13 protein-coding genes are annotated in these 15725 nt (G+C 45.7%); 8 read left to right on the top strand and 5 right to left on the bottom strand.

Features of this window, described 5'->3' with window-relative positions; translation table 11 throughout:
• The first annotated feature begins 1 nt into the window (after nucleotide 1).
• Nucleotides 2–715, top strand: coding sequence for an esterase/lipase family protein (locus RIG66_RS29355; RefSeq protein WP_446382963.1), 714 nt, complete (start codon nucleotides 2–4; stop codon nucleotides 713–715).
• A gap of 432 nt (nucleotides 716–1147) precedes the next feature.
• Here the strand turns inward: RIG66_RS29355 and RIG66_RS29360 are convergent, their stop codons facing one another.
• Nucleotides 1148–3109, bottom strand: a complete 1962-nt coding sequence (locus tag RIG66_RS29360; protein ID WP_446382965.1) for a cation:proton antiporter — start codon at nucleotides 3107–3109, stop codon at nucleotides 1148–1150.
• Between the two features lie 395 nt (nucleotides 3110–3504).
• Here RIG66_RS29360 and RIG66_RS29365 point away from each other — a divergent pair, with 395 nt between their 5' ends.
• Nucleotides 3505–4836 carry an ArnT family glycosyltransferase gene (locus tag RIG66_RS29365; protein ID WP_446382967.1) on the top strand — a complete coding sequence of 444 codons (1332 nt, stop codon included), beginning with the start codon at nucleotides 3505–3507 and terminating at the stop codon, nucleotides 4834–4836.
• A 219-nt stretch (nucleotides 4837–5055) separates the two neighbouring features.
• Here RIG66_RS29365 and RIG66_RS29370 read toward each other — a convergent pair whose 3' ends face one another.
• The gene (locus RIG66_RS29370) at nucleotides 5056–5460 is read right to left on the bottom strand and encodes an AbrB family transcriptional regulator (protein WP_006099102.1); all 405 of its coding nucleotides are present in this window, start codon (nucleotides 5458–5460) and stop codon (nucleotides 5056–5058) included.
• 460 nt (nucleotides 5461–5920) lie between these two features.
• Between RIG66_RS29370 and RIG66_RS29375 the strand changes: the two genes are divergently transcribed.
• The 6 genes from RIG66_RS29375 to sppA all read left to right on the top strand — a co-directional run bounded on the left by RIG66_RS29375 (nucleotide 5921) and on the right by sppA (nucleotide 11608).
• Nucleotides 5921–6364, top strand: a complete 444-nt coding sequence (locus RIG66_RS29375; protein WP_446382970.1) for an Rrf2 family transcriptional regulator — start codon at nucleotides 5921–5923, stop codon at nucleotides 6362–6364.
• A 27-nt stretch (nucleotides 6365–6391) separates the two neighbouring features.
• Nucleotides 6392–6784 (top strand): GFA family protein, encoded by a 393-nt coding sequence (locus RIG66_RS29380; RefSeq protein ID WP_446346743.1) that lies wholly within the window; start codon nucleotides 6392–6394, stop codon nucleotides 6782–6784.
• Nucleotides 6777–7742, top strand: a complete 966-nt coding sequence (gene cbiB, locus RIG66_RS29385; RefSeq protein ID WP_446382972.1) for an adenosylcobinamide-phosphate synthase CbiB — start codon at nucleotides 6777–6779, stop codon at nucleotides 7740–7742. The genes RIG66_RS29380 and cbiB overlap by 8 nt, the downstream gene beginning before the upstream one ends.
• Nucleotides 7743–7977: 235 nt before the next feature.
• On the top strand, nucleotides 7978–8517 hold the full coding sequence (gene pyrR, locus RIG66_RS29390) for a bifunctional pyr operon transcriptional regulator/uracil phosphoribosyltransferase PyrR (RefSeq protein ID WP_446382974.1): 540 nt from the start codon (nucleotides 7978–7980) through the stop codon (nucleotides 8515–8517).
• Between the two features lie 67 nt (nucleotides 8518–8584).
• On the top strand, nucleotides 8585–9613 hold the full coding sequence (gene fni, locus RIG66_RS29395) for a type 2 isopentenyl-diphosphate Delta-isomerase (RefSeq protein WP_446382975.1): 1029 nt from the start codon (nucleotides 8585–8587) through the stop codon (nucleotides 9611–9613).
• A gap of 180 nt (nucleotides 9614–9793) precedes the next feature.
• Nucleotides 9794–11608, top strand: a complete 1815-nt coding sequence (gene sppA / locus RIG66_RS29400) for a signal peptide peptidase SppA (protein WP_446382977.1) — start codon at nucleotides 9794–9796, stop codon at nucleotides 11606–11608.
• A 736-nt stretch (nucleotides 11609–12344) separates the two neighbouring features.
• On the opposite strand, the gene RIG66_RS29405 is transcribed toward sppA, so the two are convergent.
• The 3 genes from RIG66_RS29405 to RIG66_RS29415 form a co-directional block, all read right to left on the bottom strand.
• On the bottom strand, nucleotides 12345–13262 hold the full coding sequence (locus tag RIG66_RS29405; RefSeq protein WP_446382980.1) for an alpha/beta fold hydrolase: 918 nt from the start codon (nucleotides 13260–13262) through the stop codon (nucleotides 12345–12347).
• Nucleotides 13263–13521: 259 nt separating this feature from the next.
• A complete protein-coding gene (locus tag RIG66_RS29410; RefSeq protein WP_446382982.1) occupies nucleotides 13522–14184 on the bottom strand; it encodes a GDYXXLXY domain-containing protein in 663 nt (220 codons plus the stop codon).
• An 86-nt stretch (nucleotides 14185–14270) separates the two neighbouring features.
• The gene (locus RIG66_RS29415; RefSeq protein ID WP_446382984.1) at nucleotides 14271–15632 is read right to left on the bottom strand and encodes a DUF2157 domain-containing protein; all 1362 of its coding nucleotides are present in this window, start codon (nucleotides 15630–15632) and stop codon (nucleotides 14271–14273) included.
• Nucleotides 15633–15725: the final 93 nt, after the last annotated feature.

Below are 15725 nucleotides of genomic sequence, written 5' to 3' on the forward strand. Positions count from 1 at the left end.
AATGCCACTACCGACTGTTATTCTACCGGGTTTTTTTGCCGGGGCAACTGAATATCGAGGATTAGAAACCGCGTTAAATCAAATTGGGTTTCCCACCGTTACTGTACCGCTACGACAAAGCGATTGGATTCCCACCATTGGCGGTCGCTCAGTTGTACCAATTTTACGCCAACTTGACCAAACCGTGAAACAGGTTATGGCAGATTACAACGCCACTCAGGTTAATCTGATTGGTCATTCCGCCGGAGGCTGGATTGCCCGAATTTACCTGGGCGAAAAACCCTACGATATTCATGGCGATGTGACACCCTCAGTCCCCGGATTATGGAATGCTCATCCTGCTATTGCCACATTGGTAACATTGGGGACACCTCATACTAGCCAAGAGCGCTGGACGAAACGCAATCTGGATTTTGTGGCAATCCACTATCCGGGAGCGTTTTATCCCCACGTTAAATATATCTGTGTCGCAGGTAAAGCCATCTATGGTCAACGACGTTTGGGTCAATGGTTAGCCTATAACAGTTATCAGCAAACCTGTGGAGTCGGAAATTGTTGGGGAGATGGGATTACTCCCATTGAAGCGGCTCATTTAGAGGGTGCAGTCAATCTTACCTTAGAAGGGGTGCTGCATTCACCGCGAAGACAGGGACTTTGGTATGGTTCGCCAGAACCAATGAAATCGTGGGTTCCCTATTTAAGGGCTGATGAATAAGTGCTGTGGTGAGGGGGAGCGGGGGAAGCCGAGGAAGACTTCGGCGTGAGCGCTCAGTCGAACGCTGGGGAAGCTGGGGGAGCAAGGGTACATCTTCCTGATAGTGGTGCAAGGGTTTTGATGAGTTTTATTCTCTTTCCTGGAAGATGAGCCAATGTCAATGCTACTCAAAGCATTGATGGCTAAGAGTTTTTGGTTTGTGCAGCAAACCCTATTTAAGGTAAAAATCGTAGGGGCGCAAGGCTTGCGCCCTTTATTCAATGAGCGATTCCTCTGAATCATTAGACAGTATTGAATAAAAAAACCTGCATTTTGAGTCAGGGCGGGTTTTGTTGAAATGTTATCGCTACCCCCACTAAGGAAGCGTCTAAACCCGCCCCTACACACTCGCACGCCATGCCCGAAAAGCTTGGCGAAGGAGTCAAAACTGTTTCATCCTTCAACCTTCGCCTCTTGTTCACCCTTCGGTTTATTGGCAATTTCTTTCACCGCTTTCTCTTCCACAGGCTCAGAAATCGGGATTTCCTCGACTTCTGGCAACTTTTCTACCGCCAGCCGAGAGGACGAACTGCCACCGGATAAGCGTTTCAAGAGTTTAGGTCTGGGATCATGCAGCAGATAAATAATTTGATCGTCAGCCTGCCAAGTTTCATTCGCGCTAGCCACTTGTAAATTCCCTTGGCGTTCGATTAATAAGGGAACCAGTTCCCCCGCCCGAATCAACGCTTGTAAATGCGCTCGCTGAAAGGCTAATCCCGACTCTTTTAACGTGGTTGTACCTAACTTGACTTGCCCCTCGACAATATATTTGTTCCACGTCTTAATCGGTAGTTGCGGCACAAAGGCTTGATGGATTTTCGTTTTATTATTCGTGGTATTGGCTTGGGGATCACGAGGAAATACGGCAACCACTCGCGGCGGAGTAAACTCTTCAACCGCTCGTTGAGCTAAGACTAAGTTCACCTCACCATTCTGGGTCATCGCCAGAAATGTACCCACCGATTCAATCCCAGCTTCTTCTAGAACCTCAACATCTAAACCACTGCTTTGGAACACCCGCAGATTTTCCTCCTCGGCTTTTTGGCAGGCTTCGGGATCAGTGTCAATCAGGACAACCTCTTCTTCCTGTTCTTGAAACAAACGCGCAATAAGACGACTCAAAGGATTACAGCCCACAATCACCGCACCCGTTGCCTTTTCCTGGGGATTCAGTTGTAGCCATTGGGCAACCCAACGCGCCGTTAACCCTTGTAAAAATACCGTCAGCATAATCGTCAAGAAGACCAGGGCTTTAATCGAATCTCCCCCATTAATCCCGCGTTCGGTGAGAAGAATCGCAAATAAGGAGGCGACGGAAGCACTGACAATTCCTTTGGGCGCAATCCAGGATAAAAAGATTTTTTGACGCCAATTTAAGCCGCTATTCCAGGTACATAAGCTGACACTCACTGGGCGCACCAGGGTCATTAATGCCAAAACCGTGAATACACTGCCCCACCCTAAAGCGAAAACACTGTCAATGGACAAATCGGCGGAGAGGAGAACGAAGAGTACGGAAACCCCCAGCACTGTTAATTGTCCTTTAAACCGTCGCAACAGGCGCTCTTCTGGTAGAGAAGACGCACCGACAACGATTCCGGCGACGACGGTTGCCATTAATCCGGATTCGGAGCGAATCGTTTGTGCCAAGCCAAATAAGCCTAACATCCCGGCTAGCACCACCAGGTTTTTCAGGTCTTCTGAAAGAAAATCGGCTCGTTTGAGAAATAAACCCAGCAGCCAGCCACCGATACCACCAATCACACCACCAATACCCAGGCGTAACCCTAGACCGACAATTGCAGCCGAGGCTCCCGCCTCGCTGTTGAGAATGGTATCGAGGACAACAACGGATAGAATCGCCCCCACTGGGTCAATTAACACCCCTTCTCCTTCTAAAAGGGCGGCAACTCGTCGATCAACTTTTACTTGTTTAAGCAGTGGACCAATAACCGTCGGACCGGTCACAACTACGAGAGCCGCATAGAGAAAGGCAATCGACCAGGGAAATTCTCCTAACCAATGGGCAGCCATCCCACCGCCTAGCAGTGTAATCAGCGTTCCCAGGGTGACGAGGTTTCTCAGAGAACCGGATACTTTGCCTAAGTCGCGTAGGTTGAGGTTCAGTCCTCCCTCAAACAGAATTACGGCAACTGATAAGGCAACAATGACTTCTAAACCCACTCCCAGTTCTTGAGGGTGTAATAAACCCAAACCATCGGAGCCGAGGGACACGCCGAAGATGAGCAGGAAGACGATGCTGGGGACTTTTAGGTATTCGGCAATCACCTGAGCGCTGATTCCAGCACAGACAGCGATGACCATTTGTAGGGTTAATTCAAAAGATCCTTCCATAGGTATGCTTGTCGCAGGTGATCGACTGAGGTCTAGATGCCTGATGATTGGCTCTATTTAACAAAATGAGCACGTTGAGTTGATAAAGCCTAACTATATTACTGTGAATAAGCGGCAGGAGTGATTCGGTTAACCCGTCGGGTGTGACGCTAACGTTGATCCTAACGCGGCTAGGTCTATCTATCTATAGCACTACGCACTCTAGTTATTCCTAAAGTTACACTGATCGAGGTAGTCAGAGTTTTTTATTTTTAACTGAAAAGTCATAATTGAAAAGTCACCGTTTGATTAGGTCGCGCCACGGGTTGAGTCACGGTGAAGGCAATGGCAACCTGTTGGATGGCAGCAAGGTGAACAACTGGCGACCAGCAGCACTCTAACTTGTTCGTTTAAAGATGAATCGTCAAACATTTATTTCGGGACGCTCAGAGAGTCGAATTCGCAAAACTCAACGTTGGATTGAGCGGATGTGGATGTTCGGCTTACTCTTAGCCGCTTTGCTCTTATTTTGCCTAAATCTGGATAGCCCACCTCTCTTAAATGGGGGTGAACAAACGATCAATCAGGTCGCTGGTGAATTAACTACCACGCCTTTGGCATCTTGGCAATGGTTTTATCCAACGTTTGGGGACAAATCTTATGTTGAAGATCCACCCTTACTGTATTGGCTAATTGCTTTGGCTTATAAGACAGGGAATGATAGCACCTTGATCACACGCTTACCGACTGCTCTTCTGAGCGCTCTGTCTGTTCCCCTTTTCTATGGAATCGGTCGAGAAATTTTCCCCTCTCGTCAAAATGCGCTTTTTTCGAGCTTCATTTATTTAACTGTATTACCTGTGGTGCAGTATGGACGTCTCGCGATCGCGGATAGTGCAGTGTTATTCTTTGTCATGCTAATGATGGTATGTCTGTTGCGATCGCGTCGTGATTTGCGTTGGTCATTGGTAGCCGGTATTGGATTCGCTTTAATTTGTCTAACTCAGGGAATTGGATTCGGATTGCTTTTGCTGGCAATCGGTTTGATTTTTATTGCCTGGGATACGCCGAGACTGCTCAGATCTGGCTATTGGTGGTTGGGCTGGATATTAGGTATCATCCCCGGATTGGTTTGGTATACTCTACCCTGGCTTGAGGGTCAAGCATTTCTCACTGCCAATCTGATCCAAGAATCACTACAACCCTTTGGGCATTCTGTCAAGATTCCCAGGACTCTTACTGGCTATTACGATTACCTATTGGAGTTCTTAAAATTCTCGGTTCCCTGGTTACTCTTTGCGTCTTATGGATTAGGGTTGGCGTGGACTCATCGCAATTGGGGGTGGGCAAAATTCGTATTGGTTTGGACGGCTGTTTATGGAGGAGCCGTTTGTCTAATCGGGTCTCCTTTATCGGCGTATAGTTTGCCAATCTACCCCGCTTTCGCCCTAGCGGGTGGCGCTCAACTTGCCGCCATGTGGAATTCGCCCCGCTCTCAGTCCTATCCTCGTCTCTGGATCTTGGGATTGAGTCTCATGTCTTTAGGGACAATCGCCGCTACGGTTTATTTCCTACTAGAAGCCTCTGGAAGCCTTTTACCTGTCGTTTCTAGCTCCCTCGCCTTAACCTTCGCGATCGCGGCTATCCTCGTGGCTCGACGCGACATACAATTTATTTTCATTTTGTTTTGGGGAATGTATGTGTCTCTGGTATTGTTGATGACCTCTCCCCATTGGATTGTGTCTTAGCCATTTCAATGAATAGCAGGATATATCCCCCGCTGAATCTTCTGGATTCTAACGGGGGTCTTTTTTGCCAACTCTAATAAAAATCCTATCGCCCAACCATCAGGTTAGGACGCGGACTTATTCGTTGTTGCTACTATGACTCAAGACAATTGAAATGCTGATAAACGGTCAGGTCAGCATCTTTAGGCTTTTCGCTTTTCCTTCGCTATCGCCTGAGTCTTACTCATCAATTTCCTCTTCTGCGCCAAGTTGCTTGAGATGAATGTGCTTACGACCTAAGGTGATTTCAAATTCATCCCCAGGTTGTAAACCCATCTGTTTCGTATAAGCAGAACCAATAAGCAGATTACCGTTAGATTGTACAGAGATGCGATAGCTCGCACTCCTACCCCCGCGTCCATTGCCATTGGCTTTGCTATCTAATTCAATACCCTCAGCGTCAATCAGCGCATTCAGGAATTTCATCATATTGACGCGCTCTACATCGTTTTTAGTTACGGTGTAGTAGCCACAGGCTCTAGCTTTTTCTTCTTTGCTGAGGTTACCTAGCTCTCTAACTTTCTCAAGCAGTGCTTGACCCTCTAAGGGTTCCATCTTGGACTCCATTTTTTTCTTTTTAGCCATCAACTTGAATCTAAACCTAAACAGTGAGGTCTCAGGTAGCGATTTCGCTATACTGAATACATAACCAAGATAACAAAATATTGGTTATGTATCATCCTCTATAGAACTATATTACATGGATACTGTCAACTTGGTTGCTTATATTTGTTGAATTTATCTTTTTAACAAATCAACCGCTGACTGGAGAACGTGTCAGCCATGGATACGCAGCGATAAGGTGGGGCGTTTCCAGTTGATCGAGTCAGCAACAAAAACCAATGATGTGCAAAACTCAGGATTGATGGGAGGCGTTATCAGGCTTCAGGAAAAACCCACCTGGTTATAGTTGACAGTACAACCGTCCGGGGACGTCAATAAAAAAACCCGTTCAACTCTTAAACCCTGTACAACCCAACCTGAAACTGGCTGAATTAGACTCCAGCTTCAAACCCACTCCAAGCTAGGAGAGATTACAATCCCTATGAAGTTGACAACTCGCGGACATTATAGTGTTAAAGCGCTCCTTGATCTCAGCCTACAGCCCGGTTATGGACCAACATCCGTTAAAATGATTGCCCAGCGCCAAGATCTACCCGCACCCTATTTAGAAAAACTACTGATTGAAATGCGTCGTGCTAATTTAGTGAATTCAGTACGGGGTTCTCAAGGTGGCTATCAATTAGCTCGCAAACCTTCAAAAATTTCTCTGGGTCAGATTTTAGAAGCCGTTGGTGAAACAATCGAACCGTTACACCATCACAAGGCAGATGCCACTCAAGCCGAAGACTGGGTAACTTTAACCTTGTGGCATCGACTGCATGAAAAACTCAAAGATGCCCTATATAGCATAACCCTTGCCGATCTTTACTATGATGCTCGAAGTTGGCAAGCGGCTCAAGGAGAACAAACCAGTTTTGTGATTTAATAGAGGCTTTGATCGGGAATAACCATAATGAATCAACTGATTACCTATCAAGGGGGCTGTCACTGTGGTTCTGTCCGTTTCCGTGTGACAGTTGACCAGCACGAGGCAATCGATTGCAATTGTTCAATTTGTCGCAAAAAAGGCTTCATCCATCTAATTGTACCCCCGGAACGGTTTACTCTATTGAGTGGGGCTGACGTTTTAACAACGTATACGTTTAATACCCATACCGCTAAACATACATTCTGCCGTATTTGTGGGATTCACCCCTTTTATCGTCCCCGTTCTCATCCCCAGTCGATTGATGTTAACCTGCGTTGTCTCGATGATGATGTCCTGTCTCGATTTGCCAGAGTGCCGTTTGATGGTGCGAATTGGGAAGATAATATAGATACGCTCAAAGGCAACAAGATTGACTAGAAGTATCATTGTTTTGTTACTTGCCGCCAGTCTAGATTACTGGATAGGTGATCCTTGGGGTTGGCTTCATCCCGTCCAAGTCATGGGTTGGCTGATTTCTCACTTTAGCCAATGGATAATTCACAATCTTTATCGTCCATGGGAACGCCGCCTCGCCGGAATTGGATTGGGGTTAGGATTAATTATCGGTAGTGGCATGGCAGGATGGTTCATCGTGTTGGCAGCAAACTGGCTTCATCCTTGGGTAGGGATTGGGGTTGAAAGTATTCTGCTGGCAAGCTGTTTTGCGGGTCGCAGTTTACGAAACGCGGCTGATGATGTGATACAACCGCTAACTGATGAAGAGTTAGAGCAAGCGCGTTCTCGTTTGCGTCAATATGTAGGTCGAGATACAGAAAAATTGACAGCACCGGAAATGTTTCGGGCGGTTCTAGAGACTATCGCCGAAAATGCCACGGATGGTGTTACAGCGCCCTTATTTTATGCTATTATTGGCGCGTTTTTTCCGATAGTGGGTAGCGTTCCCTTGGCTTTAGCCTATAAAGCGGCTAGCACTCTAGATTCAATGATTGGTTATCGACGCGAACCTTATACAGATTTAGGGTGGTTCAGTGCTAAACTTGAGGATTACTTAACCTGGCTACCTTGTCGGTTCACGGTAATAACCTTAGCGCTTTTGTCAGGAAAACCTCAAAAAGTATGGAGTTTATGCTACCGAGATGCAACCAGCGATCCTAGCCCCAATTCCGGTTGGAGTGAATGCGCTTATGCTGCTATTCTGGGCGTACAACTTGGGGGAACCAACTGGTATCAGGGAGTTGCCAAATATAAACCCCTTTTAGGTGATCCGGTTGAGCCAATTACACCGACCAAAATTGACCAAGGGTTACAGTTGACCCGATACTGCTGTTTGATTTGGCTGGTCATCGCGATCGCCATACTGGAGTTTTCTCATTGATTCCCATCCTTATATATATGGCATCAAAACTCGATTCTCCACTAGCGAAGCGAAGGATCATACATCAAAACCCCAAACTTAAACAAAGGGCGGGTTTTGCAACCCAACTAGGAAAGACAATTTATATTAGTCCCTAAACCCGCCCCTACTCCAAACTATATGCCGTGAACTCTAGACAATATCCCTAATTCTCTCCCCTAGTCCTATCCCATCCGCCATCAAACCAGCAACGAGAATGCCAACTCAAACTATTGAAATTCTCTCCCCTGAAGAACTGCGCCGCACTGTCACTCGTTTGGCATCTGAGGTGATTGAACGCGCCGGAGATGTGTCTAAACTTGTCCTTTTAGGCATTTATACTCGCGGAGTTCCCCTCGCCAAGCTGCTAGGACGGCAAATTGAAATGTTAGAACAGGAATCAGTAGCGGTAGGCGCGATCGATATTACTTTCTACCGCGATGATTTGGATCAGATTGGCGTCCGTACCCCAGCGAAAACCGAGATTTCCTGTGATCTTTCAGGCAAAATTGTGGTATTGGTCGATGATGTTATCTTTAGTGGGCGCACGATTCGCGCCGCCCTCAATGCGGTGAATGAATACGGTAGACCCGAAGTGATTCAGTTGTTAGTTCTGGTCGATCGCGGACATCGTGAGTTACCGATATGTCCCGACTTTACAGGGAAACAGCTACCCACCTCTAGAGACGAACAAGTTAAGGTTTCCTTGCAAGATTTTGATGGACGAGATGCTGTGGAGTTAATCAAAGTCTTCTAGTGTATCGTTTGCTGAAACCTGATGCAAACTCTCCTACCCTCCTACCCTGTTCTCATTTTCCAGCACGATGACAGAAACCCAAACGCGCAAAGCCGATCACATCAGAATTTGTCTCAATGAAGATGTGCAATTCAATCAAATCACCAATGGATTAGAACGCTATCGCTTTACCCACTGTTGTTTACCAGAAATCAACCGCCATGAGATTGATATATCTACCGGGTTTCTGGGTAAAACCTTAGGCGCACCCTTACTCATATCCTCCATGACTGGGGGAACCAAACAGGCGCAAACGATTAATTTCCGCCTTGCTGAAGTCGCCCAAACGTATCAATTAGCCATGGGTGTAGGTTCCCAGCGAGTCGCGGTGGAGAATCCTCAAGTGGCGGATACCTTCGCTGTGCGATCGCTCGCACCGGATATTCTATTATTGGCGAATCTGGGCGCGGTGCAACTGAACTACAGTTATGGCTTGGATGAATGCTTGCGCGTGGTGGAACTGTTAGCCGCCGATGCCTTAATTTTGCACCTCAATCCTTTACAGGAATGTATTCAAACGAACGGGGATACCAATTTTCGCGGATTACTTGACAAAATACACAAATTGTGCTGCAAGCTGCCTGTACCTGTGATTGCCAAAGAAGTCGGCAATGGCATCTCAGCCCCCATGACACAGAAACTACTTGACGCAGGGGTGAGCGCTATTGATGTCGCGGGTGCTGGGGGAACTTCTTGGGCAAAAGTTGAAAGTGAACGGGCATTAAATCTCAAGCAACGTCGTTTAGGACAAACCTTTGCCGACTGGGGATTACCCACAGCCGATTGTATCACCAGTATTCGAGACATTGCCCCGGATGTTCCCCTAATCGCTTCCGGTGGATTACGCAATGGGTTAGAGGTTGCCAAAGCGATCGCGCTGGGTGCGGATTTAGCTGGATTAGCCTTTCCCTTTCTCCAAGCCGCATCTGAGTCTACAGAGATGGTGAATGAACTCGTGGAGTTATTAATTGCGGAAATAACCACGGTACTTTTTTGTACAGGAAATGCCAATCTGTCTCAACTCAGGCAATCTGACGCCTTACAGAAGTTAGGATGAATGTTTGTAGTAGGCAATGCGAGTGCCAGAAGCGAAGACAGCGCTTACTACAAACTCTAAAGTCAGTGATATTCAAGTTAGGATAGAGGCAGTTGTCCGTCAGGATAGCTATAGTTTATTGGTCTGGTACTCAGCGCTGGTTAAACAGATAACGAATAACTCATAACGGATAACCCGAAAATGCGTAAATTTATTACCCAAACCCTTGCCAGTATGCTGGGTAGCCTACTTGGTTTTACCTTATTTTTCGGTATTGGTACCGTTGGACTCATCAGTTTAATTATCACAGCCGCATCCAGAGATACTGGACCCCAAGTCAAAGATAAATCAATACTGGTTTTTGACTTATCCTTAACGGTTCGGGATACCGATCCGACATCTAGCACCAGTCGAGCGATTGAAGAAGCACTATCTGGAGAAGAAACCGACACGATTACATTACGCAAGGTTGTCGATACCTTAAACGCGGCGGCTGAGGATTCCCGAATTGTGGCGCTTTACCTGGATGGATCACAGACAAGCACCAGTAGTGGTACAGGATTTGCCACGCTAAAAGAAGTCCGAGAAGCATTAGAACGGTTCAAAGAAAGCGGCAAAAAAATTATTGCTTATGATGTGGATTCAGGAGAAGGAGAATATTATCTGAGTTCAATCGCCGATACAATTGTCCTCAATCCCATGGGCAGCCTGGAAATGAATGGCTTTAGTTCTCAGCCCATGTTTTTCACGGGGGCTTTAGAAAAATTTGGGATTGGGATTCAGGTGATTCGGGTGGGTAAATATAAGTCAGCCGTGGAACCCTTTGTCTTGAAAGAATTGAGTCCAGAAAACCGACAGCAGATCCAAGCGTTACTAGAGGATTTGTGGTCAGAATTTCGGACAACGGTGGGGAAAAGTCGTCAAGTAACGCCCCAAGAGTTACAAGCGATCGCGGATACTCAAGGTATCGTCTTGGCATCAGATGCGATCGGACGCCGCTTAGTCGATAAAGTGGGCTATTACGATGAAGTTATTGCCCAACTTCATGAACTCACGGGTGAAAGTGAAACAGAGAAATCCTTTCGTCAGATTCACCTGTCCACCTATGCGGATATCGCCGATAAACCGGAACATCAACGCGCTTCTAAAAATAAAATTGCTGTCCTTTATGCCAGTGGTGAAATTGTTGATGGTGAAGGAAGTGTGCAAGAGGTGGGAGGGGAATCCTTTGCCGCACAAATGCGAAAATTGCGCCTTGATGATTCAGTAAAAGCTGTTGTCTTACGAGTGAATAGTCCGGGAGGTAGTGCTACAGCGTCCGAGATTATTCAACGGGAAGTCAAACTCACTCGCGACTCCAAACCTGTAATTATTTCCATGGGAGATGTAGCTGCATCTGGGGGATATTGGATTTCCACTTATGGTAACCGGATTTTTGCCGAACCCAATACAGTAACGGGTTCAATTGGCGTGTTTGGACTACTGATGAATGTCCAGCAAATTGCCAACGAGAATGGGATTACGTGGGATGTAGTGAAAACGGGACGTTTGGCTGATCTGCAAACCGTTTCTCGTCCCAAAAGCCCGCAAGAGTTAGCCCTGATCCAAAATATTGTGAATCAAATTTACACTAAATTCCTGGATAAAGTTGCTGAGTCTCGCAAGCTACCCAAAGATAAAGTTGCCCAAATTGCTCAGGGGCGAGTTTGGTCAGGTATTGATGCCAAACAGTTGGGATTAGTGGATGAAATTGGCGGACTCGATGATGCGATTGAGTATGCCGTCAAAGAGGCAAATTTAGGCGAGGATTGGAAATTAGAAGAATATCCGCGATTTCAAACCTTGGAAGAACGCCTGATTGAAGAGTTTGTCGGGAATGATAGTAATAAAACGCGACAGCCTGATCTGTTAATGGCAGAGTTTATGAAATTGAAAGAGGATTTAGCCATGTTACAGGCGCTGAATGATCCAAAAGGGATTTATGCGCGTCTACCGTTTAATTGGCGGTTCGATTGAGGTAAAGTCACCTCCTTTTTACCACGGCGATTTAAATCGCTGCTACACAAACTAAGTCCGCCTACGCGGACTGGATTATAAAAGGAGTCGTTAAACCAGATTTTGTAGAAAGAAAGTAGGCGATTAAAATCGCTACTACACAAACCAAGTCCGCCTACGCGGACTGGATTATAAAAGGAGTAATTAACCCAGATTTTGTATTAGTCAATGCGACTAACTTTAAGTTGGATGGCGCTGAAAATTTACAGTTTGTAATCGCCAAAATCCTGGATATACCGTAGGGTGGGCATTGCCCACCAGCCTTAAGTCTTTAAGTTAGATAAATCATAAAAGAGTTTTGATTGTAGAGACAATGGTCAAACCTTACAATTTAATAACCTTCCCGCTAACTACAACGCCGGGTATAGCAGCAAAGGAAATATAGTTAGTGGCGTATTACAAGTCATAGATCCAAACAATCCTGGGAATACAATTTTTATTCAACTTCCACCAACCCAAGTTCCTGATACTGATGATAATGAGCCGATTAGCGGATCTGGTACTTTATCAATAGGTCTTCCCACAGATCGATAAGCTGTTCAGCATTTAAACCTTAATGTCAATAATGCCGAAATCCTTGTAGTGCGAGCATCTTGCTCGCTACTAATAATGAATGTAGGGGCGCAAGGCTTGCGCTCCTACCTATGTAACTCATCCATTTGAGAAACGCCATAATAATAATTGTTCAATGATGTTTTCAGTGTTGCTTAATCCAATCCGCCACAACAGAGACAAAAGTAGCCGTTGACTCATAAGGTAAAACATTGCGACCCGGAATTTTACACCCCTGACCTTGGGGCAAATGCTTGATATAGTAATCTAAGCGTTGCTCTGGTGTTTCTAATTTACCCTCGCGACTGATACTGCTGGCTTCTTCGCCTACTACCACAAATGTCGGTTGCTGAATGGAAGCAATAACCTGTTGATAGTCTTGTCGCCAGAACCCAGATAGGAACGAAAAAACGGCGTGGCGACTAGCAGTATCAGCAGCACCTTTTCTGAGACTTTCTAACCATTGCTCATCAATATCGTCTGGTTCAGCAAATAACTGCTTTGAGGAAAATGAACGCAAAAATTGACGGCGACGGGCGTAGCGATAGAATAGACGACCAAAGGGCGAATCAAACAGATTCCAGGCAAGTTTGTGCTTCAACGTAGAGGTTTCCTGAGTCATTACAGCCCAAGACGGTGGACCCGACAATACCAATCCTTTGACATAATTTGATGCATCTGGCAACTGGACGAGAGAAAGGGCTACGGGTAATTCTGCACCTTGCACCACCACAATAGCGGGTTTTTTGACAATAGTCTGTAAAAAATAATTTAACTGCTGCGCCCAATCTGTAGGATGATAAGCAACATGGGGCATATCACTGTCACCACATCCGAGTAAGTCAGGATTATAAATGGGTTGAGAATATCCCGCTTGATACCACTGTTGGCAAAAGCGATGCCAAAACCAACGGGATAATCCGACGCCAATCGGATGCAGTAACACCAATGGTGTATCGCTAGCCTGATTCGGCTGATAATATTCGTAAGCACAACGATAATTACGCCAACTGTAAAACTCAGTTGTTGCTGACGGGATGGGGAAGTTTGAAGTAATCGTCATAAAAAGTCAACAGTCAAAATTAATAAATTATGTAGGGGCGGGTTTAGCCATTAAAACGACTTGTCATCAATAAATGAACAACAAAACCCGCCCTAACTTATTGATAATATATCAACAAAACCTGCCTTGATTCAATTGTCGGGGCGTGACACAGTGCGTAGTAAGGGGTTTAGCCTTTGTTTTTTTTTGTTGAGCGAAGTCGAAACCCAACCTACACCCTCCACTATTAAGGACAAATGACATAAGACGAATGACTAAATCAGAGACGATACTGGCGAATATTTTGTTGATTCGCTTCACCAGTCTGTACCCAAAGACTAATCGGAACCGCATTTCCCCAAGCATCAACTTTAACTTCCATAACAATAGGCGGAATTTGTTGGGTTTGTTCAGGATTGGCAAGTCTTGCTGCCCGCAGATCGTCATTAATCTGATTCCGTTCTGCTTCAGGCATAGTATAATTTTCGAGTCCATACTCAATTAATCCCCGTTGGGCAATTCCTCTCAAAACAACCTGATTATTGTTGAGATTGGTAGGACGTTTGAGACTCAGAGAAATGGGTTCCCACGGTTGTGGTAGTCCAGGCAACCTGAGTGAAATCGGTTCTGCTAAAATCACATAAAAGTGAGTTCCTGGCTTAATAAACATTACGGTGTTGTCATCACTTTGTTGTTTAGGTAAATTATTCCAACCTGGTAAACCGCGTAATTGCTCTTGACTAGAAATGTCATATCTCATAGTCTGAGAGTAGCCTCGCAATAGATTGTAGGGTTCTAAGGGGGCTGTTTGCAAAATGATAATTTTACCCGTGATATGAGTATAAATCGCTTGGGCAGGCACAGCCAGGATTAAAGCTGTTTGAAATAATAAAGTGAACCAAAATCGCCGGAAAGGGATAGAAGGGGTAGTGTTATTTGTCATTTGTCATGCGTCATTTGTCATACTCGAAGAGCGCGATAAGCAAGCTACGTCATTTGTTATAGACTAGAGACTAGGGAAGAGAAAAATTATTTTGAGTGTTGAGCGCGAATATAGTATTCAAAACTTACCCCAGCCACCATAATACCGCCACCGCACAGTAAAAAGACCAGGGATTTGAACAGTAAATCGGTATTGTACTCAACCATCCGACTTAAGATTTGTAATGTTAACAGCACCAACCCTCCCCAGAAAAAACGTCGTTGGGCTTGGGTTATTCCTTTACGGATTATACCGATCGCTAAAACGAGTAACATTAAATTGAACGTTAATACTGCCGCGATATCTAAGGAACCCGTCCTTAGATGCCAATAGGGAATGACGGCGCTAATTACAATCATGAAAGCCACAACGCCCGTTGTTCGATCGCACTGACGCCACCTATGCAGCCATTCCCAAATTGTTAAGCTGACGAAGATAAACAAATTGACCAAAATATACCACGGTACATGAAAGGCGTTATTGGCAGATGGCATAAAGGAAACATTCCACATCCAATAGAACGATAAGAGGGAAAATAAGAGACTGAGGAAAATAATGGCAAGTGTGCGGGCTGTACTCTCGAAAGACTTAGCATTAGAAAGATACCGTCTCCAGAACCTATCCCTGTACCCCCATAGTAATGCTGGGGGAAGGGCGCAAGCGATCGCGCTAACCCAGGCGGGGGCGATTAAAACGTTGAGGCTTAGTAAGTTCACCTCCAATGAATAAATCACCGCGATCGCACCGAGGCGAAATATCCACCGAGAACCACACCAGTAGGCTAAGGGAATAAACATCACAGCCGCGAGTACGGGCATAAATCGTACCATCAGCCGCAGCCATGCTATCTCTCCAATCGCTAAAAATTCGGGTTGTCCTTGTCCCTGAATATATCCAATTCCGATCAAAAGGGCAGAAAGTATCCCTAACCCAGTTAACCGCAAGCTATACGCCATCCCCAAGACGCCAACTCCCCAAAGCAGCAGCAATTGGTAAGCAGGTCTATTTTGCTGAAAGAGTTGGGAGATCAGCGCCATATTTACTCCCAATATCAGCGCCCCTAGCACCAGCAATATTTGTCCTAAACGGCGTTGTCCTCCTTTAGGACGTTGCCACAAAACAAAGCCTGCTGTATTGAATCCAATAAACAGCAGCAGGAGTAACGCTACTTTCAACTCTCGCGACCAAACTTGCCAGTTGGCGGCAAAAAACGCGATCGCGCCTACGCCTAAAAGGATACTGCCGATCAGCAGGAGAATCGAGACAAATTGGTTACGGGAAGCCGTTTCGAGTTCCCCAAATTGATAGCGTTGGGCAAGTTGTTCATAGACAGAGGGATCAATTAACCCCTCACTTTGCCATTGCTGTGCTTCTTGACGCAACTGACGACGAAACTTCTGGGAAGGCATATTAGCATTTTAGTCCGGTTCCACCTCTTAAAATGTTGTAACATTTTAAACATTCAAGTAGCTTGGGTAGAGTCAATTCTATGGAAAGGGCGG

This window comes from Coleofasciculus sp. E2-BRE-01, assembly GCF_040221695.1.
Lineage (GTDB): Bacteria > Cyanobacteriota > Cyanobacteriia > Cyanobacteriales > Coleofasciculaceae > Coleofasciculus.